The organism is Streptomyces sp. NPDC055243, assembly GCF_044544025.1.
Lineage (GTDB): Bacteria > Actinomycetota > Actinomycetes > Streptomycetales > Streptomycetaceae > Streptomyces.
Genome location: NZ_JBITWR010000017.1, coordinates 68,781 through 85,029 on the forward strand (window position 1 = coordinate 68,781; position 16,249 = coordinate 85,029).

The 16,249-nt window shown below is 65.2% G+C and carries 13 protein-coding genes and 3 pseudogenes; 10 read left to right on the top strand and 6 right to left on the bottom strand.

What is annotated here, in order from left to right; genetic code table 11:
* Window positions 1–170 precede the first annotated feature (170 nt).
* From ACIGXX_RS35835 to ACIGXX_RS35870, 8 genes and pseudogenes are all read left to right on the top strand, one after another.
* Window positions 171–332, top strand: a pseudogene (locus tag ACIGXX_RS35835) (IS5/IS1182 family transposase); the annotation flags it as partial.
* 118 nt (window positions 333–450) lie between these two features.
* Window positions 451–546: a hypothetical protein gene (locus ACIGXX_RS35840; protein WP_399982089.1), complete on the top strand. Its 96-nt coding sequence runs from the start codon at window positions 451–453 to the stop codon at window positions 544–546.
* Between the two features lie 28 nt (window positions 547–574).
* Window positions 575–763, top strand: a complete 189-nt coding sequence (locus tag ACIGXX_RS35845; RefSeq protein ID WP_399982092.1) for a hypothetical protein — start codon at window positions 575–577, stop codon at window positions 761–763.
* Window positions 764–977: 214 nt separating this feature from the next.
* A complete protein-coding gene (locus ACIGXX_RS35850) occupies window positions 978–1,193 on the top strand; it encodes a hypothetical protein (protein ID WP_399982095.1) in 216 nt (71 codons plus the stop codon).
* Window positions 1,190–1,462: a hypothetical protein gene (locus ACIGXX_RS35855; protein ID WP_399982098.1), complete on the top strand. Its 273-nt coding sequence runs from the start codon at window positions 1,190–1,192 to the stop codon at window positions 1,460–1,462. The genes ACIGXX_RS35850 and ACIGXX_RS35855 overlap by 4 nt, the downstream gene beginning before the upstream one ends.
* Window positions 1,463–1,975: 513 nt before the next feature.
* A complete protein-coding gene (locus ACIGXX_RS35860) occupies window positions 1,976–2,518 on the top strand; it encodes an SLATT domain-containing protein (protein WP_399982102.1) in 543 nt (180 codons plus the stop codon).
* A 2-nt stretch (window positions 2,519–2,520) separates the two neighbouring features.
* Window positions 2,521–3,834, top strand: coding sequence for a nucleotidyltransferase (locus tag ACIGXX_RS35865; protein WP_399982105.1), 1,314 nt, complete (start codon window positions 2,521–2,523; stop codon window positions 3,832–3,834).
* 322 nt (window positions 3,835–4,156) lie between these two features.
* Window positions 4,157–5,131 (top strand): hypothetical protein, encoded by a 975-nt coding sequence (locus ACIGXX_RS35870; protein ID WP_399982108.1) that lies wholly within the window; start codon window positions 4,157–4,159, stop codon window positions 5,129–5,131.
* A gap of 94 nt (window positions 5,132–5,225) precedes the next feature.
* Here the strand turns inward: ACIGXX_RS35870 and ACIGXX_RS35875 are convergent, their stop codons facing one another.
* From ACIGXX_RS35875 to ACIGXX_RS35900, 6 genes and pseudogenes are all read right to left on the bottom strand, one after another.
* Complete coding sequence (locus ACIGXX_RS35875; RefSeq protein WP_399982111.1) at window positions 5,226–8,246, bottom strand: NB-ARC domain-containing protein; 3,021 nt, start codon at window positions 8,244–8,246, stop codon at window positions 5,226–5,228.
* 181 nt (window positions 8,247–8,427) lie between these two features.
* Window positions 8,428–8,583: pseudogene (locus tag ACIGXX_RS35880) on the bottom strand (IS5/IS1182 family transposase); the annotation flags it as partial.
* Window positions 8,584–8,602: 19 nt separating this feature from the next.
* On the bottom strand, window positions 8,603–9,556 hold the full coding sequence (locus tag ACIGXX_RS35885; protein ID WP_399982114.1) for an IS481 family transposase: 954 nt from the start codon (window positions 9,554–9,556) through the stop codon (window positions 8,603–8,605).
* A gap of 180 nt (window positions 9,557–9,736) precedes the next feature.
* Window positions 9,737–9,917 (bottom strand): annotated as a pseudogene (locus tag ACIGXX_RS35890) (transposase family protein); the annotation flags it as partial.
* Window positions 9,918–10,041: 124 nt separating this feature from the next.
* The gene (locus tag ACIGXX_RS35895) at window positions 10,042–11,523 is read right to left on the bottom strand and encodes a UvrD-helicase domain-containing protein (RefSeq protein ID WP_399982117.1); all 1,482 of its coding nucleotides are present in this window, start codon (window positions 11,521–11,523) and stop codon (window positions 10,042–10,044) included.
* The gene (locus ACIGXX_RS35900; RefSeq protein WP_399982120.1) at window positions 11,516–13,669 is read right to left on the bottom strand and encodes an AAA family ATPase; all 2,154 of its coding nucleotides are present in this window, start codon (window positions 13,667–13,669) and stop codon (window positions 11,516–11,518) included. Before ACIGXX_RS35900 ends, ACIGXX_RS35895 begins: the two co-directional genes overlap by 8 nt.
* Window positions 13,670–14,309: 640 nt before the next feature.
* On the opposite strand from ACIGXX_RS35900, the gene ACIGXX_RS35905 reads away from it, so the two are divergent.
* Window positions 14,310–14,819: a hypothetical protein gene (locus tag ACIGXX_RS35905; RefSeq protein WP_399982123.1), complete on the top strand. Its 510-nt coding sequence runs from the start codon at window positions 14,310–14,312 to the stop codon at window positions 14,817–14,819.
* A 1,054-nt stretch (window positions 14,820–15,873) separates the two neighbouring features.
* On the top strand, window positions 15,874–16,098 hold the full coding sequence (locus ACIGXX_RS35910) for a hypothetical protein (RefSeq protein ID WP_399982127.1): 225 nt from the start codon (window positions 15,874–15,876) through the stop codon (window positions 16,096–16,098).
* Window positions 16,099–16,249: the final 151 nt, after the last annotated feature.

Here is a 16,249-nt window from a genome sequence, read left to right on the forward strand (position 1 = left end):
AGTTCACCTGGGGTGACATCGAGGCCTTCGCGATGTCAGCCACGGTGAGGATGCTGGGGTTTCGCTGACCGTGCTCGATGTAGAAGCTCAGGCCGCTTCTCTCGGCGAGCTCTTCGACGGACAAGGCTTACAGCTCCCGCGGCTTCCGCACCTACCTGCGCCGCCGCGGTATCGCGCACACCATCCCGGAGAATAGCGACCAGCAGCAACACCGGTACAATCGCGGCCACCACGGCGGGCGACCACCCGGGTTCGACCGGCGCATCTACCAACAACGCAACATCCTTGGGCGTTGTTTCAACCGGCTCAAGGGGTCCCGCGGCATCGCAACGCGATACGAGAAGACCGCCGCCTCCTACGAAGCGGCGGTCACACTCGCATCGGTCCTATTGTGGGCAAAGACCCGTTTGAAGACCGGCCCTAGTCCTGTGGCCGGGCGACGTCCTGTACGTGCCGCGCGGGGTGTGGCACGCGGTCTCCGCCGACCAGGGCACCCACTCCCTGCGCGTCATCTGCGGCCTGCAGACCCACACCGCGATCACCTGATGGCGGGGGTGTCCGAACAGTGGACGGGATGCCCAAGCGGCTCGCCGAACTTCTGGATGACCCGCTGCTGCTCGCCCGCTACCGTGCGGCGACGGACGGGCAGGTCGTCGGCCAGATGGTGCCGAGCCTGCCGTACATCGACGCCGCCCCCGTCGACGGCAGCCTGCGCTCGCCGACACGGCCGGCCTCGCCCTGGAGGACGTCGTCGGGCTGGTAGGCCAACAACGACCCCGAGCCCGTGCTCCACGTTGCGGACAGACTTCACCCGCTCCATGACCCTAAGCGTGAACTGCTGGAACTCCTGATCCACCCCCCGGGCAGAACACCGGCAGCACAACTGATCCCTGACGACGACATCGACATGGCCGTCACCAGCTGGCGTCGCATCGCCCTGGCCCGCCTCTTCCCGGACGACCCGCACACGCACAGCCTTGACCGAGCCCTGCAAAAGCACCTACCGCATCGACTGGACAGGGCCCGAAGCCATCGCTGTGACGATCAACATCGCCCCGGTCGTCCACCTACCCGACCTCATCCTGCGCATAGCCGAACGGCTCCACCGCCGCGACGCCGACTTCGCTGCCCCGCACTCCTCGAGGCAACGGTCCACCGCGTCCGCCGTGACCCCCATGCCGAACAAGCCGTGATCGACGCCATCATCAGCCCCGACACCATGGACACCAGCGCCGCCCCGTGGCACCTCCACGGCCGCACTTACACCGCTGCGCCCAGCAATCCAGATCACCAGAAGATCCTCATGGCCAGCATTCTGGCCACCGCCACCGGACTGACCAGCGACGTCACAGCAGCCCTGGCACCGCTCGCTGACAGCGACAGCGTCCTGCACGACAACCCCCTCGTGAAACCAAGGCCGATCAGGCTCGCCCTCCTCGATCTTCTCGATACCGTTCGCTGAGCTCCGAACGGCGTTGCCCGCTCGGCCTGCCCCACCCCGCGCACAGAGGCCGGTTCCAGTGTGCGCTTCTAACGTTGCGACATGAACTCAAGCCCTGGTCGCCGCCTGCGTAATCGCGGCCGCGCACGCGGCACAGGCGTCGTCGAGGTGCCAGGTCCGGCCCCGGTCCGCCCGGATCAGCACCAGTTGTTCCGAGCCTCGCTCTCGTCCGGGCCTGGAGCCAGGAGCTTCGCGGGGCCACCGCGGAGAAGGAGGGCGCGCGGCTCCGCGGCATCGTGTCCACCGCTCTCCGCTACCTGCGCGAAGCAGGAGAGGGCCGCAGGGCGGCCCGGATCGAACGCGGGCTGAAGGGGAGGTAGCTCGAGTCAGTCGGAGTGTCAGTGGTCGCCGCCATACTCAGAAGACGTGCACCTGACTTTCAGGAGCATGTCCAGGAGTCCTCGACCGAGTAGGAACGAATTGACACCCGAGAGCGACACGGTGCCTGACCGCGACCCGTACCTTCTGGCGCAGATGCGAGAGGCCTTCGGGCGCGTGGTCTACAGCCACAAGACCCATGAGAAGCAGGCGGACATCTGCTTCGCCAAGCACCGGTGGCAGCAGGGCGTCCTCATTGCTCTCACCGCGATCAGCTCGGGCACCTTCCTTGCCGCGGTGGTCGGCTTGCTCGGCAACGCAGTGTTGACGAGCCTCGCGACCTCTTCTATCGCGCTCCTGGTCAGCTGGATGAGCCTAGGGACGAAGACCTTCAAGTTCGAGGAGGAGTCCGAGGCCCACCGTGGCATCGCCTCTCGGCTGTGGGACGTCCGGGAGTCCTACATCTCCCTCATCGCCGACCTGATGTCCGGCACCGTCTCCAACGCGGAGGGCCGGGAGCGGCGGGACGAGCTGCAGCAGGCCGCGCGCGACGCGTATGCCGCCGCGCCCAGGACGAGCAGCAGGGCGTTCGCGCGCGCCCAGGGCGGGCTGCAGAACAACGAGGAGATGACGTTCACCTCGCGCGAGATCGACCTCTTTCTCCCGGAGGCGCTCCGACTCGGCGAAGGCGAGGGATGACGATGAAGACCTCAGAGATCTTCGAAACACTGCTCAAGAACCTGAAGGTCGGGGAGACGGCCACGACGGTCGCCTCACGGCGGGACGAGATCACGAAGGCGCTCAACAAGGACTTCCGCGACAAGGACGGCTGCTCCGACTACAAGCTGATGGTCGGATCGTTCGGTCGACACACCGCGATCAAGGGCGTGTCCGACCTAGACATGATCTTCATCCTCCCGCCCGGGATTCGGTCGAGCTACAACGGGGACACCGGCCCGCGGAGGATTCTCGAGAGGGTCCGCGACGACCTCAAGGCGCGGTACAAGAACACGGAGATTTGCGTCGACCAGTGCGTCGTCCGAGTGCGGTTCACGTCCAACGCCTTCAAGTTCGAGGTCCAGCCGGCATTCGACAACGCTGACGGCAGCTTCGCCTACCCCGACACGAAGGCTGAGGGCTGGAAGGTCACCAAGCCGCGCGAGGAGATCGCCGCGACCAGGGAGTGCAACGACCGCACCTCGACGAACATGCGCCACCTTGCCCGGATGGCACGGGCCTGGAAGAACGCGAACGGCGTAAACATGGGCGGCCTGCTCATCGACACCCTCGTCTACAACTTCTTCGACCAGACCGACGACTACGACACAGCGGGCACAGGCTCGTTCGACCTCATGGCCCGCGACTTCTTCGAATTCCTCAAAGATCAGCCAGAACAGGAGTACTACCTGGCGCTGGGCAGCCGGCAGCGGGTCTACGTCAAGGCGAAGTTCCAGCCGAAGGCGAAGAAGGCGTACAACCGATGCCTCGAGGCGATCGCGGACGAAGGCAAGACGTCCGCCAACAAGAAGTGGCGTGAGGTCTTCGGCACGTCGGTGCCGCTGGCGAAGAGCACTAGCGAGTCGTCCCGGTCGTTCAGGGACACCGAGGAGTTCATCGAGGACGCGTTCCCGGTCGACGTGTCCGAGACTTTGTCCATCGACTGCGAGGTCATGCAGGCCGGGTGGCGTCCGACCTGGCTCCGCGCGATGCGTCGCGGCGGGATCCTGCTCAAGGCCGACAAGAGCTTGAGGTTCGTGGTCACCAGTTGCTCGGTCGGGGAGCCCTACACGCTGAAGTGGAAGGTGCTCAATTGTGGGCCGGAGGCCGAGCGGCGGGACGCGATCCGCGGCCAGATCGTCGACTCGAGCAAGCGGGGAGTCCGCATCGAGCACTCGGACTTCAAGGGCAAGCACGTCGTCGAGTGCTACGTCGTCAAAGACGGGGTCGTTGTCGCTCGGGACCGGATCGACGTTCCGGTCAGCAACACGAGCGTCAAGACGGCGAACGTCTTGTAGGGAGCCGGTCCTCGGAGCGCAACGAGGCCCCGACAACTCTGCCGGGGGCTCGTCGCATCAGACGCATCGCCTGTAGGGGTGAAGCATGAGCAGTTCTCGCTGCCATGTCTGAGCCCCTGCTAAACGTGGAGATGGCCTTCGCGGGCAAGCGGTACGCTGCCCGCCGCGCGGCTGAGCTGTGTTCCGAGGATCCCAGCAGGTCCGCGGAGTAGATCGTCGACCTGCTCTGCGACGAAGCAGACGCCGCGGAAGTAAAGTTCCGGCGGGTTCGAGACCTCAGCTGCTCTTGGTTCTTCGTCAGACGCTTCCGGAGAATGGTGCCGTGGAACGGCGGATTGACTTCTGGCGCGAGCGGCAGATGCTCTGTGGGCGCTGCGATCATCGGTGGCGCGTCGATCTGGACTGGATCGATCGCTGGGAGCAGGCGAAGGAGACCTGCCCCGGCTGCGGCATGACCTGCCAGTACGAGGACTCGCCCCGGGTGACGGTCGACCCCGATGACCCGGCGCTCGACGACGACCGGGTAGCGCGGTTCTTCTGGTACCACACGAGCACGCAGCCGGACTGGCCGACGCGTAACTTCGACGCGGCAGCCGTCCTGACTCCCGAGACCCGCATAATGATGGGCGGCGATGAGCGGGTCGCCGAGTGGGCCGCGCGGCAGCGGGCGAAGGCCCTCCACGTCGGCACGTACGAGGCCGCTGTCCACAACATGCTGCGTCGGATCCGCGACCAGGCCGATCAGCGCAGCCAGTTCTCTCTGTATCGGGTCCTTCTGAAGCCATCCGCCGTAGTGCGGGAGGGGTGGCTCGTCGACCCCAGCAACTTCGTCGGCGACGTCGTGCTCGACGAGATCTGCCCGCCAGGCGTCGACGCCGCCCGCTACCTGAATTACCACGAGGACCCGGGAGGGCTCTCGCTCGCGCTGGGAAGGGACGCGATCGCCAACGTTCAACGGATCGCTGTTCCGCTCCCCGACAACGGGGATGGCGGCTGGGTGCGCGATGCTGTCGCGGCCCTCGAGGGCGCGAGCGGCACCGCCGTCCCGGCGACCCGCAAGCTGGCCCGCTTCGTGCAGCGGCCATCGCCGCGAGCCGTCCTGGGCCGAGAGCTTGGTGCGTCCCTGGCTGGCAGACTGCCGGTCAACCTCCAGGACCAGTTCGCGTCGGCTGCGGCATTCGCGGAGGGAGAGGATCCAGCGCAGTGGGCGCGACGGACCAGCGGCCTGTTCGATCTGATCGACGATCCAACTCGCGTGCTGGCCGCGCTCGACCAGCAAGATCCCCGGGAGGTCTGAGAACGGCCTGTCCGCTCCTCAGGGACAGGAAGCCCGGAGGTCGCTGTCGGTCTGCCAGGTTGGCGCCGCCCTGAGTCGGGAGAGCGTGAGCAGCTCAAACGCCGCGGAGCGTCATGCTGACCGCGGAGGCGATGACGGCTTGGGAAAGCCGTTTCCATCCGATTTCGTTATCCCGGTCGAGTGCCGCCGTGTCGAGACCGTCGAGGCCATCGTAGATTTCGCGAATCGCGGCGTGCTCCCCGGCGCGCACCGCTTCCAGGAGGAGCAACGTCTGCATCTTGAAGGGCATGCACGTCACCCCCGCCTGGAGACTGAGCTGCTCGACCGTCATGCGTGACGCGATGCTGACGAGAATGGATAGCACTTGATGGCACTCAGGGGCAGGTGGTGCGTCGGCTTCGCCGACCAGGACCACGAGTGCGGCGCGGCACTCAGGCACGCCGGAGGCGACGGACAGCCCCACACGCAGCCCCACATCGTGCAAGGTTCTGGCGATTACCTGCGGATGCAGGGGCCGCTCGACCGAATACGCGTGGATGGATTGAAGGGGTTCCAGGGCATCGTTCCATCGCTTCTGATACACCAGGGCCTCGGTGAGGAACCCTCTTAGCTGAAGGCGCTGCGCGCCGCGCAGAACGTCGTCCTCAAGCAGCGTTCGGCAGCATTGCTCGACTTCCTCGTCGGTCATGAGTTCCGCAGTCAGGGCATCATCGATCCGGTCAATCTCGCGCTGAATGCGCGCGGACGGAGTGGTCGGCATCCGTTGGCTCAGCGAGTCGAAATCGGCGGCGAGGGCTAGCACCTCTGGCTCCGGGGTGCCATGGCCGGTGTGACTGCGGAGCACTGTTAGGCAGTTGGTGACGGCCAGGGACGCGTCCTCGGGCCGGGAGTCGGCCAGTTGGAAGGCGAGGTCTCGGGCGCGCTGTAGATGGTGCAGCCATATAGCCGGCGCTTCACCGGTGTTTCTCAATACGTCCGAGAGCTGAGCCCGGGTCTTCAGTTCAAGCACGGGCGCGGGTTCCTTGCGGGCCAGCAGATACTCCAGCTCGTTCTCGAATGCCTGCCGGGCGTCGTCCAGCCTCCCCCGCATCACGTAGGTGCCAGCCAGGTTGCCCCACAGGACCGCCAGCGTGCCCGTGGCGATACCGAGCCGGCTGGCATGGCCGGCGAGGCTCTGCACGTGCGGCAGGATCGCCAGGAGGTGCTCGTCGTCATCTGCCTCAATGAACGCCGTCAGCCATCCCTGCGCGTGGTAAGCCGCTTGGCTGAGGATCTCGGACATGTCGGTGCGGCTCTCCGCCAGCGTGCGAATGACGTGCTGCACAATCTCGTTGACGTTGATCGTGTCGTCGATGCCCTCGCAGTGCACGGCGGACCATTCTTGCGGAGGCAGCGCGCACAGCGGCTCATCGCGCCGGGCCAGCGACTCGGTACGCAGTGCGCGATGCATCTCGTGGGCAGTGAAAGGGACCTGGTCCTGCGGGCCGCAAACCTTTGGATGGCGAAGACCCGACCGGTCGGCGTCGTAGCTGGACACCAGGGTGGAAAAGTAGAGCAGCCAAATCGGGATCTGCCGGGAGGCGAAGTAAGCCGCCCGGCAGAGCGCGAGGGCTGCGCCTTCGGATGCGGGCTGCAACTCTTCCTTGTCGATCAAGCGTCCCAGAGCCAGTCGGATGGCTCCGACCAGCGTTTCGGGGTACCCGTGCGGAATGGCGTATCGGTCGTTCAGCGCCAGATCACGAATCTGCTCCAGATAGCGGCCCGCTTCCTCGAGCCCGAACTCGCGGCCAGCAAGGTGACCGCAGGCCAGCTCTACCGCCAGTGGCCAGAACTCAAGCTGTTCTGCGAGAGCCGCCGCAGTCCGCTGGCTCGGGGCATCCCATACTTCCTCGTGGTGCAGGCGCATCCTGATCAGCTCTGTGGCCTGATCGGGCGTCATGCTCTGGATCGTTACCTTGGCTCGGTGAGTTGCCCAACTAACCTGGTTAGTCGAGGTGATGAGGACGTGGCCGCGCCCGCTGGTCGGAATCCAAGGATCCACCACACGCCGGTCGACGACATTGTCGATGATCATGAGCCAGGGGCGGGCCGAGGAGCTAAGTCGCGTGCGCACCTGGTCACGGAGCCGACCGCTGTCAGTGTTTGGGCTGTCGTCTGTGCGACGGGGCAACCAGTCATGAATTCTCTGAAAAGAGGAGCGTAGGGACGTGCTGTTCTCGCCGTTCACCCAGAAGATGTGGTCGTAGGAGTCGGCCACGTCGTAGGCGTAGTCGGCGGCGGTACTCGTCTTGCCGATGCCGGAAGGGCCGAGTAGTGCGCAGGTGGGTACCGCGCGTTCGCGTCCACCGCTCGTCAAGGCTGCACGGATGTGACTGATGAGATCTGGGCGGCGGATGTCTGGTGGAGCCGGCACCGGCCCCACCATGATTCCCCAGTCGAACTCGCCGAGCTCATACGCCAGGTGGTGCCCTGGGGTGAAAAGTTCCTCGTGGAACTCCGCCAGGGTGAAGATCCCGTCGAACTCGCCCGAAGCACGGCGATGGATCTCGAATGCCAGAAAGTTCGTCAGTCGGCCGGCCGACTCATGGCCAAGACCGCGACAATGCTCGTTACGGAGTCGCCGCATGCGTTCCCGGAGCTGATCCCGCAGCTGATACCGCTGCCTGGAGTCGACCGAGATTCGTGCGCGGCCCAGTCGGTGCAGCTCGTCATCGCTCATTCCCGCCGGCTCGTCTCGCCAGCGTCCGCGCTCCATCAACCGCTGAAGGTGTTCGCGGAGCTCGTGTGGATCGTCGACGCTCAAGGCCCGGTTCAACTGCACCGCCTTGGGGTGGAGCCGCATGTTCGTGATCAGTCGATACGACCCTGCCCGCGGCCGTGCGCGGATCATCCGAAGCAGGATGCCGAACGCATCAGGAGCAGACATCTCCGTACCTGAACCGCCGGACTTCACCTGGGCTGCATGGATGCTGCCGCGGTGCTGGTCGGCAAGTTCGAAGTCGATTGCGTCGGGGTCCGTCGAGTCTTCATCCGGGGTAGTTGCAGGTTCGATCAGCGCTGCAGCGACTTCGGGGTAGCGGTCTTCTGCGGCATCGAGAAGCGCTTCCAGTGTCACGAGGTACTGGTATTGGAACCCATCTGCTGCCGCCTGCCCCCCGCGCTCCGCCACCCGGTGCCCCTCCCGCCCGTATGAAGGTAACCAACCTATCGGGCACCTCGGACATCGGTCGCCTGAGACCGTATGGCGGTTGGCCGGCCGGAGGCATCGTGTGCTGCGGTCTGACCACTGAGGCTCTTCAACCTGACGCGGCAGCGAGGTGAAGGGCGAGAACGGCCTCGACGATCGCGGTGATGCGGTTGGTACTGCAGCACAGCTTGCTCAGGAGGCGCCAGCCCTTAAACGTGGCCATGGCCTGCTCGCCAGCGCATCGGATCTTGGCGTTGGTGGTGTTGTGACGTCATTGCCACCGCTTAGGTGTGTCGTTCCGACACGTTGGTGACGCGGCTGGCTGGGGTTTGGCCGCTGATTCCGGTGTGGGGTCGGTGGTAGTTGTACCAGTCGAGCCAGTCGGTAAACGCTGCTTGGCGTTCGGCATCGTTGGTGTAGGGCTGGTGGTAAGCCCATTCATCGAGCAGGGTGCGGTGGAAGCGTTCGACCTTGCCATTGGTCTGCGGACGCCAGGGCCGTGTCCAGCGCGGCTGGATGCCCAGCTGTCGGCAGGTCTCGTGCCAGGTGGTTTTCGTGTAGGCCCAGGCGTTATCGGTAAGCACTCGTTCGACGGTGATGCCGTGGCCGGCGAACCAGGCGGCGGCCCGCTGCAGGAAGCCCGCGCAGGTGGCCGCCTTCTCGTCGGGCAGGTCCTCGGTGTAGGCGAGCCGGGAGTGATCGTCCAACGCCGTGTGCAGGAAGGCCAGTCCGGCCCTGTCACGGTTCTTGCGGCCTGCGGCCCGTCCCAGCACGCGGTGGCCGCCGCCGTCGGGGATACGGCCCAGCTTCTTGACGTCGATGTGGAGCAGTTCGCCGGGCCGGTTGCGTTCGTAGCGGCGGATGGGCCGACAGGTGACCCGGTCCAGCGTGGCCAGCGGCGGCAGGTGATGGTCACGCAGGATGCGGTGAACGGTCGAGGGGGCGATGTGGCTGCGTATCGCGATCCGTTGGGGGCCGATGCGATGTTCCTGGCGTAGCCGTACCACCTGTTCCTCGACACCGGCCGACGTCTTGCCCGGTGAGTGATGCGGGCGGCTGGAGCGGTCGTACATGCCCCTCCAGCCCTGGAGGCGGTATCGGTCGGCCCAGCGTTTGGCGGTGGTGTGACTGACCTGGAATCGTTCGGCGGCCCGCCGCAGCGGCCAGCCGTCCTCCACGATGCACCAGGCCAGGCGCATCCTGCCGGTGGGAGTGAGCGGCGCGTTACGGTGGCACATGAGGGCCTCCTGCACTCGGCGGTAGATGTCGCAGTCACCACCGAAACCAGAAGGCCCTCACCCATGCAAGACCGCACTCGCGTCACCAACGTGCCCGAACAGCACACTTAGGGCGGCGCCCCTTGAAGGGAACTCGGATGTTCGGGCGCGTCTTGGTATGCCTAATAGGCGCCGTGGGTTGGCCTCGCCGAGGGCGTCGATGATGCCGTGCTCGCGGGCCGCCACCTTCAGGTCGTGCCGTCGCACCGGGCAGCGCGGGCGAGGCCCACAGCAATCTCCCGAATGGACTGGCCAGCACCTGAACGTTCATGTCATCGTGCCGCTTCTTGCCGGAGTATGGCCAGTCCGCGGCGATCCGGTCGAACTACACAAAGCCGGGGTGCCCCGGCAAACCCTCGCAGCCCCCTGGTTGTCGAGGAGTAAACTCCTGCTTCCCGTGGTGACGTCCAGGGCGTTCGGCTTGGGATGTATGGGGCGTGCCATTTTCAAGTTAGGGCAATGGTGTTGAGACGGGCGCGCGTGAGTGCCACGTACAGGGCACGATGGTCTGACCGTGCAGGGTCGAGGCCGTGCGCCAGGGCCGCAGCGTCTGCCGGGCTTATCCTGACGGCTACCGTGTTCCACTCGCGTCCCTTGGACTGGTGGGCGGTAAGGCCGGGTATCACCCGGTCGTTTGCGAGCCGGAGTTGTAGACGATTGAGGGCGCGAAGTGGCTTGCGTGTGAGCTGGGTTGTAGCGATTGCCGGAATGTGCACAGCGAGACTACGTGTCAGTCTCTGCCACACCATGGCCGGTTGGTCGCCGTACTTGAGGTCAGTTATCGCGGACTGCAGGCAGGGGCGGAGCGTTGTCGCTAACACTTCCCTTTCCAGCCCGAGCGTGACCAGAGCGTCGTGCAGAAAGACTGCCTGCATGCTCAGCGCATTCTGTGCGATCTCATTGAGGAGCAGAGTGCAGAGCGCTTCTTGAACCTGACCGACACCTGGCTTGATAGCGAGGGGCAGGACGTGTGGATCGCACTCCCATAGTTCCTTCCACTTGAGGGCGAGGACCATATCGGCATCGCGGGGAGATCCGGCCTGCAGTGTGACGGGCAGGCGTCGTCGTAGGCGCTGTGTAAGCCATGCCTGTCTGTCGGTTCCCCACCGAAAGGAGTCGTCCAAGTAGTGTGTGAAGAAGCCGTTCTCGCTTATGTAGGCCGCCATGGCAGCGGGACGAGCGCCTCTGAACTGGTAGAGGGCCTGCCATGGATCTCCGACCAAGGTGAGAGAACTGGACGCTGAGGCAGCGAGTGAGAAGATCTCCCGGTCCAGATCGTTGGCGTCAAACACCTCATCTACGGTCAACGAGCGCACCGAGTTCTCGAAGTACGAGATTAGTGCTCGGCGCGCGGGATCAGCTGTTAGGGCCCCCTGAAGAACCTCACGTACGTTGTCATGGGTGCACGTGCCGGCCGAGACGGCTCCCTTGAAGTGCAGGGCTGAAGGGTGGCTGGCGTTCTGGGGCTCGTTGACGGTTCTTATGACGACGTGGCCGCAGTCGACCTGCAGAATGGGCCTTATGCGGCCGGGTTTTGTCGGGAGGGTCGACCGCCATGAGTCCAACACGTCAAGTTCCGTGTGTCCTCCTGGCCAGTGCAGAACGCCTCCATCGAGTAGGTGGAAGAGCAGGTCGCACAGAAGAGTATCCAGGGTCACGACGCGATGCGGCCAGCGCAGTGCGGCCGAACCCCATTGCCGGGCGACCCGCGTACGCAATTCCTCGGTGGCTGACCTGGTGAAACTGAGCGCTACGACAGCCCGTGCGTCGGTGAGGGCGGCAAAGCGGTGCAGGCCGAAGCGCAGGGCCGACACAGTGGTCTTTCCAGAGCCGGGCGCTGCTTCGATGTAGACGCGGTCATGGGGGCTGCCACTCGCCGTGAGCTGTTGGGGTGTCAGCGTATGAAGCCCCGTGCTGGATCTAGACATTGTCCTGTTCCTGCGGCCAGGCTCCGGGTATCGCTTGCGTGGGCCAGCCTCCTGACTGGCGGCCTGCCGTGTGGTTCTGCCGGATCGGATGTGAGCGCAGAGGATTGTCCCAGTTCGCGGTTTCCTCCACCTCGCCTGCCGCGACATCGAACTCGAGCTCGTGCTCTGCGTCGATAAGCTCGTCCTCTGGCCAGTACGCCGGGTCGTCGAGGTCGTCATCCCAGTCGATGACGTCAGGCAATCGGTCCCAGATGTTGTCGGGAGCAAGCCACTCGGGCGGTTCCATGGCGGCGTCTTCGGACGTCAGATCGCTGGGGGAGTCTGGCGCGGCTGGATAGAGGAAGGCGAAGAGCTTTTCAAGGTGATCGGGTACGGATACGAGGGATAAGCCGTCGTCCGCCTCGCGATCGGCGCTGTTGGCTTCCCGGAGCGCCGCGGCGAGAGCGAGGGCGAATTCGGCCTTACGCCGCGCACCCCGGCCTTCCTTGACTGCTTCCTCGCCGTCCTTTCCGGCCCTCCGGCTGGCGAAGTAGGACCGAACGTTGTCGGCGGTGACTTCGGCCAATGGATGGTTTGGGTCGACCTCCTGTTGGGCTTCCGCGACAAGCTCCTCGTTGCCCGGAGTGATCGCTGGCTCAAGGGTGGGATGACTGATGAAGACCCGGACCACGGACGTGTCGTGCTCTGCAGCCCACCTGGGCATGTCGCGTGTGCTGTCGAAGGGAAGGTCGCTGTCGCTGTCACGGAGGATCGCCAGCTTCGTGCACAGTTCCTTGCCCGGTGTCGCCAGGAGATGGGCAGCCCACTGGCCGACTTTGGTGCCCATCGGGACGATGCTCAGGGCATCAATGAAGGCTTGCTTGGCTTCATCGTCACCTGCCCAGGCACGACCGAACTCACGCACCACCGCGCCCTCGGTAACGCCTTCCACTAGGAGTAGGCGTTCGGCGAAGAGAGCCGACGAACGACTCGCGTCCAGGTGCAATCTGGCCATGCGGAGCGTGGCATCGCGATGCTGGTCTGGGACAACGTCCTTGACGCAGTGGCTCACACTTCCATGGTCGGTGCGACGCACGACGACGAGCTCGGTGGGGTCGCAGGCTGTGATGACGTCAGTCGCGTGACTGGTGAGGATCACCTGTAGCTCGGGGCGCGCCTTGACGGTTCTGCGCAGGTAGCGGACCAACGAGTGCTGCAGCTGAGGGTGGAGATGGGCTTCTGGCTCCTCGATGATGACCGTTGCGTGAAACGGGGCCGTAGAGAAGAAAGAGTCTTCCTCGGAGGCCGCCTCAGCTTGTGCTTGCGCCAGGTTCTCGAACGCTTGCCGCGCCTGCTCCTCCTCGGATGGGGATTGGTGCTCGCCGCTCTCCGGTGGGTTCGTTGAGGCGAGGGGAACCTCGGTGGAATCAGGTATCGCAGCCAACGTCACGGCAATATGCAGCAGGTTGACGTACCCAAGGCCAGAGACCTCCAGAGGACGGGCTGCGGAGCGGCCTTCGATCACGGCGAGCATGATCTCCAGGACGCGGGCGAGATAGGTGTCGTCGATGACCTGGCCTCGCACGTAGGGCCATTGTGGGTTCACGCCGGCGGACAGTCTGCCCAACTGCTCGCCGATGCGTGCCTCAACGGCGTCTATCAAACTGTCCTTGGCGAGATCCTCCAATAGCCGTGACGCGCGGGCGCGTAGAGCTACCAGGTTGCGGCTGCCATGGAGTTCCTGCTGCCGTGCGCGTAGCAGCTCCACCAGGATGCGCACCTCGCGGCGCGCCAGTTCGTCCAGTGGATGACGCCAGGCGGGAAGATAGATCAGCTTGAATTGGTCGATCTTCCGGGCGAGGCCGTGGCTGCTTGTCAGGCGCGAGGTGACTGTTCCCAGTTGTCGGTGAAGAGAGACACTCCAGGATTCAGCTTCTCCGCCGAGCCGCCGGTGCCCTGTGGTGTGAAGCTCGCGGCCGAGGCGCCCCTCGGCGTGGAGGTCGTCGGCCAGGGCGTACGCGATGTCGACGCTGCGCTCGACGCCGGCATCAGGCGATGCCAGCGTGGCTGAAGTCGGCCTCGGGAGCACTGGAAACCGGTTTCCTGGGTGCGCGAGGTAGATCGCGTCGGTGAGTGTGGTCTTACCCGCGCCGTTGGGCCCGATCATCACACTGAACCTGCCAGGAAGTTCGCAGCTCATTGGCTTCTCTGCGCTCGCGCGTAGACCGCTCACCTTGACGCGGCTCAGATACATGGCAGGCGCCCCCCGATCGACTCCGTCACTCTGGCAACATCATCGCTCAGCGGTCCGCTGCACTGCGCAGTTTTCCCTTTGGAACGCTGGCCACCCAGGGTGGCGCTCCGAATGTGCTGCCCGCTGCGCGCATGGCTCCCGAGTCATGGGCTGCCAGTTCAGGATCAGCCACTGATGATGCGCCAGCTTTCACATCATCCGACGCGAGAGCTGCCGAGCTGATTCGGGATGCGGTCGCAGCAGAGGCCGTGGAAATCTACCTCTTGCTAATAGCTGTGGAACCCGCAGGGTTCATCTCGATGCTGCGTAGCGTGTTGAGATTGCAGGTGGCGGTATTCCTCGCCCTAGGTGCGGAAATGTCTGCTGACCTGTGGAAACGCCTGTGCGCACGCTCGGATGACGGGGCGCTGGGTGCGTACTTCCTGGGTCGCTGAATCAGATGGTTCGACGGTCTTGCCGGTGTAGCCGCGCTGGTCCGGGTGTGTCGATGGCTTGCTGGTCCCCAAGGCCAGGGACGGAGTGCCCTCGCGTGGGGGTCGTGATGGAGTCCGTGGTGAGCAAGCGCCTGTACGCTCTGCCTGTCGCGGCTGAGTTTCTGCGTCGGCTGGACGTAGCGGGGATCGTCGACGGGCTGCGGCCACCGGATTCGCGGGCGGACGTTACGCACGGTCGGGTGATCGAGGTAGTGGTGGCGAACCGGCTGACCGCTCCCGTGTCGCTGTTCCGCGTCGGGGACGGGGCGTACTCGTGTGAGGCCGTCAAGGGTCTTGGTGGAGGCCGATGCGTGTCTCGGCTGGTGTATTCATCGGTGTCTTGCTGGGGGCTTCGGCGATCAGCGTCGTTGTTGCGTCCGGCCGGTGGCAGCAAAACGTCTCCTCAGGGACACCACCGGAACTCGAAGATGCCCATAGCGGGACACCGACGTATCAATCGGGTAGAAGAGCAGCTCAGGCTCAACTTCCAAGAAGCATCCTCCGAGGTCATCTACAGCGAGGACCCGGGGGACGACCGCCGGCCACTCCCAGTCGGCGAAGAGCACTACGACACAGACGGCCTGCGCTGACCTGAGCGCACACACAGAAACCGCCCGATGCTCCGGGGGGTTTGTTGGGCTGGGTCCGCTTTGATGGACATCGGAGAGCAGAGGCTTCGGCCCCCGGAGTGCATCGGTGGTCAAGCGCGGCATCGGCAACCTCGCCCCGCCGTCCCCGGATTAGCGCGCCACTGGTAGCGATCGGCTAACTTCGCTTATGGGCGCCGTGAGCCCAGAACCCGCCTTCGAAGATGGAGTCCCTCCAACGCATGAGGAGATGAGCGCCTGGGCCTACGCGGCCTCGGAGTGTAGCCCCCGGTCTCCCAGGACTGGGGCATCCTCGCAACACGCCCAGCCTTCGGCTCGCTGTTCGTGACCTTGGCAGCGGAGGGGTAGTGCCCTCGGCCAGTTCTTCATCGGATGCCTGTACCTTCTAGCTGGCAACGCCGTGCGTACGCGTCTACGAACGATGCCTGAAGTAAGCCTGCGCGCGCTGATCGATGAGGCGACGTCGACCGGAGAAGCCTGGGTCAGCACCTGGGCGGCACGCACCCGAGCCCGGGTTCGTACCGCTGAGCCCTTCGGCTTCGAGGACTGGTGCGACTCGCGGGGTCTGGCCAGCACACCAACGTGATCAACTCGGCGCCGACATCACCAGTTCAACTTGAGTAGGACCCGCCCAGTCGGCGGGGTGCTCGGGCGTCACGCTGCCTTGACCACGTTGGCCTGGGTGGCCTTCTCCCACTCGAGCAGTAGGCGCTCGTACTCCGCCGCGCGCCGGGGTGTGGTGGGCTCCTTCATTAGTCGGCGGATCGCCGTGTTGATCCGCGCAGCAGCAGGTCGCAGCCGACCGTGAGGCCTGGTGGGGGAGGGCATGGACAAATCGCACGGGCTCGCACCGACGACGGTTGCCGAGCTCCGCCCCGATGACGTAGCTCGGCCGGCACCTCGGCAGGGTGGTCCCGGCGAGGGCGTGGACGAGCAGCCGAGGCACGAGGACGTCCCCGGTCGTCATCACGGGCTGGAGGGTCAGGGAGTCGGCGCCCTCCGCGATCCACCGGCGGACCTGCAGGAGCGTGTTCCGTTGGGGTCGGCAGGGTTCGAGCTGGAGGCCGTGACGGTGACCGGCCCGCGGGTCGGTCTGCATGAGCGTCGTGAACGGCCCGTACGGCAACGTGTGAAGGACGCGGAGGCACGCCTCGGTCGGCTCACTCTCACGGCCGCCGCCGCGCTGGGCGACCTCACCGACCATGCCTGGGGCACGGTGGACGAGCAGCTGCGTTTCCTCGTGGAGAGGGTTGCGGCCTAGACCGGACATGAGCCCCAGCTGACCCGCTCCGCCCTCGCACGGAAAGGCCCTCACAGCAGCAGCTGTGAGGGCCCTTCCGCGTCATCCCCTACTTTGCGGACGCACACGCCCTAAGAGGGCGTTTCCCGCCTCCCCGGTGGGAGATGAGTGG